The organism is Streptomyces sp. NPDC048484 (assembly GCF_040651415.1).
Classification (GTDB): Bacteria; Actinomycetota; Actinomycetes; order Streptomycetales; family Streptomycetaceae; genus Streptomyces.
In genome coordinates, this window is the sequence record NZ_JBEZJY010000113.1 from 1 (window position 1) to 4,833 (window position 4,833).

Annotated in this window: 3 protein-coding genes and 3 pseudogenes; 4 read left to right on the forward strand and 2 right to left on the reverse strand. The window is 65.7% G+C overall.

The genetic code is table 11. The features are described 5' to 3' along the window. Positions 1-526, reverse strand: a pseudogene (locus AB0D14_RS44605) (transposase); the annotation flags it as partial. 340 nt (positions 527-866) lie between these two features. Continuing rightward, on the reverse strand, positions 867-1,460 hold the full coding sequence (locus AB0D14_RS44610) for a TetR/AcrR family transcriptional regulator (RefSeq protein WP_362791181.1): 594 nt from the start codon (positions 1,458-1,460) through the stop codon (positions 867-869). Positions 1,461-1,680: 220 nt separating this feature from the next. Between AB0D14_RS44610 and AB0D14_RS44615 the strand changes: the two genes are divergently transcribed. The 4 genes and pseudogenes from AB0D14_RS44615 to AB0D14_RS44630 form a co-directional block, all read left to right on the forward strand. Next, positions 1,681-2,715 carry an alpha/beta hydrolase gene (locus tag AB0D14_RS44615; RefSeq protein WP_362791184.1) on the forward strand — a complete coding sequence of 345 codons (1,035 nt, stop codon included), beginning with the start codon at positions 1,681-1,683 and terminating at the stop codon, positions 2,713-2,715. 43 nt (positions 2,716-2,758) lie between these two features. Next, positions 2,759-3,769 carry an ankyrin repeat domain-containing protein gene (locus AB0D14_RS44620; RefSeq protein ID WP_362791186.1) on the forward strand — a complete coding sequence of 337 codons (1,011 nt, stop codon included), beginning with the start codon at positions 2,759-2,761 and terminating at the stop codon, positions 3,767-3,769. Between the two features lie 590 nt (positions 3,770-4,359). Further along, positions 4,360-4,604 (forward strand): annotated as a pseudogene (locus AB0D14_RS44625) (IS21 family transposase); the annotation flags it as partial. 20 nt (positions 4,605-4,624) lie between these two features. Continuing rightward, positions 4,625-4,833: pseudogene (locus AB0D14_RS44630) on the forward strand (hypothetical protein); the annotation flags it as partial.

Here is a 4,833-nt window from a genome sequence, read left to right on the forward strand (position 1 = left end):
AGCTGGACGGCGGTGACCGCGGTCGCATCGTCCTCGGGTCCGAGCCGGACCACGTCCAAAATCCCGGTCCACGAGGTGGCGCCGGGCTCCAGGACGGCGACGAAGGAGTACGGCCAGCCCGGGATGAACTGAGAGGCGGACTTCGCCCGCCCGTAGACATGGCAGAACAACCGGTCTGCCGAGCACGGCGCGTCCGAGCGCAGCCACGGTGACACGTCGACCGCGAGCACCAGGCGCCCGCTCTCGAAGCGCGGCAGGGGCATGTCGGCCAGCAGGGCCCGCAACCTGTCGACGTCAATCCGGCCGCGGTTGAGGGCTCCGTACAACGCGCCGTGCCCACGATGATGCTCGGGCACCAGCGTCAGATCCACCGGCGATTTCACCGGGCCGTCCGCGCACAGCACCGAGTCCACCAGCTCGAACAACTCATCCCGCCGGGCGGTCAGACACTCGTAGACTCGCCCCGGAAGCGTGACGCTTCCGCGAACGCCTTCCGTAGGGCCCCTTCAGCCAGCACACTCACCATCACGGCCTTCGTCTCGGTCACGTGCATTCCTTGGTCGGAACACACGATCCGGCGAAGGCCGCCCTCACGTCCCGCGAACTCCCAGGTGAGCGACACAGTTCGGGACGCTGTTCGAGGCCGGAAGAAAAAGAACAAGCTTAGAACCGAGCGCAACCACCACCTGCTGGACCGCAGCGTCACGAACCACACCTCGCCCGGCAGAGTCACCGGGCACCGCCCCGAACCGGCAGCGAGCTGCGAACCCTCCACGGCCGCCGGCACGGGGGCCCGGCCCGTAGTCCGCGGCCCCCGCCGGACCCGCCATCCCGGTACACGCGAAGGGAGCGGGTCACGACGCAGGTCAGCGAAACGCGCCCCGTATCAGGAAGGTGAACGTCACCGCGGCCTCCTCTTCGCTGCTGCCGCCACGCACCATCATGCCCGCGAGGGCCTCGCCCGCACCGATCAAGCCTGCACAGCGTCGTTGGAGTTCTGCTGGGGACAAGGTGCTGTACGGCTCCAGAATGTTTGCGAAGAACTGGACGGAGTCGTCGAGCAGTTCCTGGTATACGGCGTCCTTCTCCGTGCTGCCCCCCAGCGCAGCGCCAACGGCATGCCACTCTCCGCTCGTATCGGCGAAACAGCGCACGTAGGCGGCCGCGAGTACCTCGGCAGTTTCGTCGAGGCTCCGTTCGCCGGAAGCCAAAGCCGTCCGCAGTTGGTTCCTCTGTTCCATATCGATCGACCGGTAGAGCTCGATCAACAGCTCCGACCGCGTGGCGAAATGGTCGTAGGCGACTGGCTTGGAGACACCCGCGCGCGCGGCAAGATGCCCCAGGCTCAGTCGATCGACACCCTCCTCGCGGACAACCAGAAGCGCCGTTTCGAGAAGTTGGCGTCGCCGCTGCGCCTTGGAGAGCCGACGCGGAGTCGCCTCCGTGCTCCTGCCTTGCATGTCGTCCTCACCTCACGCTTGCTTGCTAACCTACTAAAAGTAGGTTAGCTTGAGTTCACCGCTGGCGCCTCAGAGCCACACGCAGGCCGCTCAGCCTAGTCCCCGACTCAGATCGGGGCCCGCCCGCTGATGCGGCAAGCCGATACCTGGCCCCTCCTCGCACTTGCCCAAGCACGCGGCTGTCGCGTCAGCGAAATATCCCGAAATTGGAGTGCATGTGATGCGTGACCATCCCGTCTCAACGGCCACGACCCCGACCGACCTGTTCCCGCTACGCCGCACGCAGGTGGAGGTGAACGGAGCGTCATTCCACGTCATCGACCAGGGAGAGGGGCCGACCGTCCTGTTCGCCCACGGCTATCCCGACACGGCAGAAACCTGGCGCGGCCAGATGCGCGCCGTCGCAGAGGCGGGCTATCGTGCAGTCGCGCTCGATATGCGCGGCTTTGGCGCGAGCTACGCTCCACCCGAGGCGGAACTTTATAGCGCCCTCCACATCGTCGGAGATCTGGTGGGCGTACTCGATGCGCTCAACATCGATTCCGCCGTCCTTGTCGGCCACGACTGGGGTGCCGACCATGCTCAGCGCGCCATGGTGATGCGGCCAGACCGCTTCCGCGCAATTGTTAGCCTGAGCATACCTTTTCTCCCCCGCGGTGAACTCAGCACCTGGGACGCGCTCCGCCAGCAGGGGCTGGGCGAGAAATACTACGTATTCGGCATGATGGAGCCTGGCGCCGACGCTAATTTCGAGCCCGCCAAGAAGACAATTCCCAGCATCCTGTACTGGCTTTCAGGAAGTCCGACGCCGGACACCGGATGGGACCCCGTTGATTCAGCCCGAAACATGCTCCGGCCTGCTCCGGTAGCCATCCCAGAATGGGCCGACCCGGATTACGTCGCCCACACAATCAGCTCGTTCGAAAAGACCGGTTTCGATACTGGTATCAATCACTACCGTGGCGCGCAAGTAACGTTCGATCTCATGTCAGCGTTCAAGGGTGCAGTCATTCAGCAGCCGTCGCTCTACATTTGGGGCGTCGCTGACGGCCTTTGCCAATTGTTCCATCCGACACCCCCCACTCGCGAGGAACTTCTGCCTCTTGCGCCCGGCTTGGTCGACGTAATCGCACTGGAGAACGTAGGCCACTGGCCTCAGCACGAGGCGGCTGACCGCGTCAACGCAGAGCTGATCACGTTTCTTGACGGCCTCGAGTTGCCAGAGAGCCCCGGCTCGGCCAGGCACGCCGCCTGATGCCCAGCCATACCGCACCCACTTCATCGAACGGAGAACGAAAGTGAACCTCGAAGCCTCGATCCGAGCCGGCGACCTCCCGGCCGCGATCGATCTCCTCCGCTCCGGCGCCGATGTGAACCTCATCGGGCCCGAGGGCCTCTCACCAGTGATGATCGCCTCCGGTCTCGGCCAACTGCAGATGGTGGAACTTCTGCTGACCGCCGGAGCATCGGTGCACACAATCGAGCCGCGGATGGGATCGACAGCGCTTCACAAGGCCGTGCAGTCGGGGAACAGTGACGTCGTAGGGCTTCTGCTCGACCACGGATCCTTCATCGATCAGCAGTCCCCCGTACTTGGGAACACGCCGCTCATGGACGCAGTCCTGAACAAGCGCCAAGAAGTAGTGCGGCTCCTCCTGGAACGGGGCGCACGGACGACCAGCACGAACCACTGGCAGCAAACGGCCCTCAGCCTCGCGCACGATGACCACCTCGATGCGATCGCGCGCCTGATCGAGGCACGCATCGAGACCGACGCCGAGCAGATCAGCACACTGGCCCTGATCGCTGCGGTCAAGGCCGGCGACATCCGTGAGGTCGAACGGCTCATCGCGGCCGGAACTCCGGTGAACGAGCGGACACCGATCGCCGGTGGCTTCGACGACGACTACACCCCGCTCGGTCTCGCCAGCCGCGAGGGGCACACCGAGATCGTGCGCGTGCTGCTCGACGCTGGTGCGGACCCCCGGCGGGTGGTCGGACTGATGAGGGGCACACCAGTGCACGAGGCCAGCTACTTCGGGCATGCCGATGTCATACGGGCACTGATGGAAAATCCCGGGCGGGCTGGTGTGCCGACACCCGAGATCGATGCGCAGGGCCCCTACAACGGTCTGACCGCGCTGCACGACGCGGTGTGGCACGGGCATACCGACGCCGCGCGAGCACTGATCGACGCCGGAGCCCGCCTCGACCTACGGACACATGCGGGCCTCACGCCCAGAGAACTCGCCCTCGCCTACGGTTACCACGGCCTCGCTAAGGTCCTGGACGAAGCGGAGCGGGGGTGATCCGACCCTCGATCACCGAGAGCCTGTCTCTTTGATGGGCTGGCCAGTTCATTCGATGTGTCTGTCCGGTTAGTGATCACCGGCGCGATGTGGGGCCGGGTCGAGCAGCTCATGCTGGCCGATCCGGCCTGGGCGACGGTGGGCCGATCGCCGTCGGACCCACCCGGCCCCTTCAGACGCCGCTGTCCTTGCTGAGGCGGACACCGACGTGGGCTGGACAGGTTCGGTTGACTCCACCGTCTGCCGACTCAGCAGCATTCGGCCCGGGGAACACGTTCTCACCGCCGACCAGCCGCCGCAGTCGCCTCAGGAATGGGAGCGGTGGTGGCTGAACGTGGCCAAGAGGGCGATAGCCGCTGACTATCTCACTCTGCACGGACGGCCCGACGCGTCGGACGGGAACCGAACACGCCGCGTGCACGCCTGCACGCCTCCTGCCATCGCGGTCTTCGGGCCCGAATCCGCAGGAGACCAGGAGCAGTTGCACTCTCCTGACGCCCTCGGGGCTTGCTTGAGCCGTGGTGCGGGGAAACCTGCCGGCCCGGTTCTGAGGGGGAGCGCCGCAGCAATGCGGCGCTCCTACCCGACACGAGGGCAGGATTCTCGCCCACAAGGGCATTCCGAAGGTCTACTCCTTCCACATGAAGCTGTCGTACTCACGAGTCCCGTTCTGCTGCTTCACCACCAGCCGGGACCTCCAGACGTTCTTCGACTGCCACCGACGGGCCTTCGCCCACTTCTGCGGCGTCCCGATGACGATCCCGGCCGAACGAAGACCGTGGTCCGCCGCCATGTCGCTCCGAGCGAGGCGGTCCCGCTGCATCCGGAAGCGGTCTGCTGCGATCAAAGGGTGGTGTGACGGGGCGCCGACCGGGTTCGGTGCGTCGGGCGGTCCTGCAGCAGACCGCAGTCCGCTGCCAGACAGCAGCCGGGCCCGCGACGAGTAGGCTGATCGTTCATCATCGGACGGGGGAGGCCGGCGTGGACTATGGCGACAAGCTCTTCTGGCTCTCGGTCGTGATTCAACGCAAGTACGCGCAGATCTGCGCCGGGTTCGACCTGAC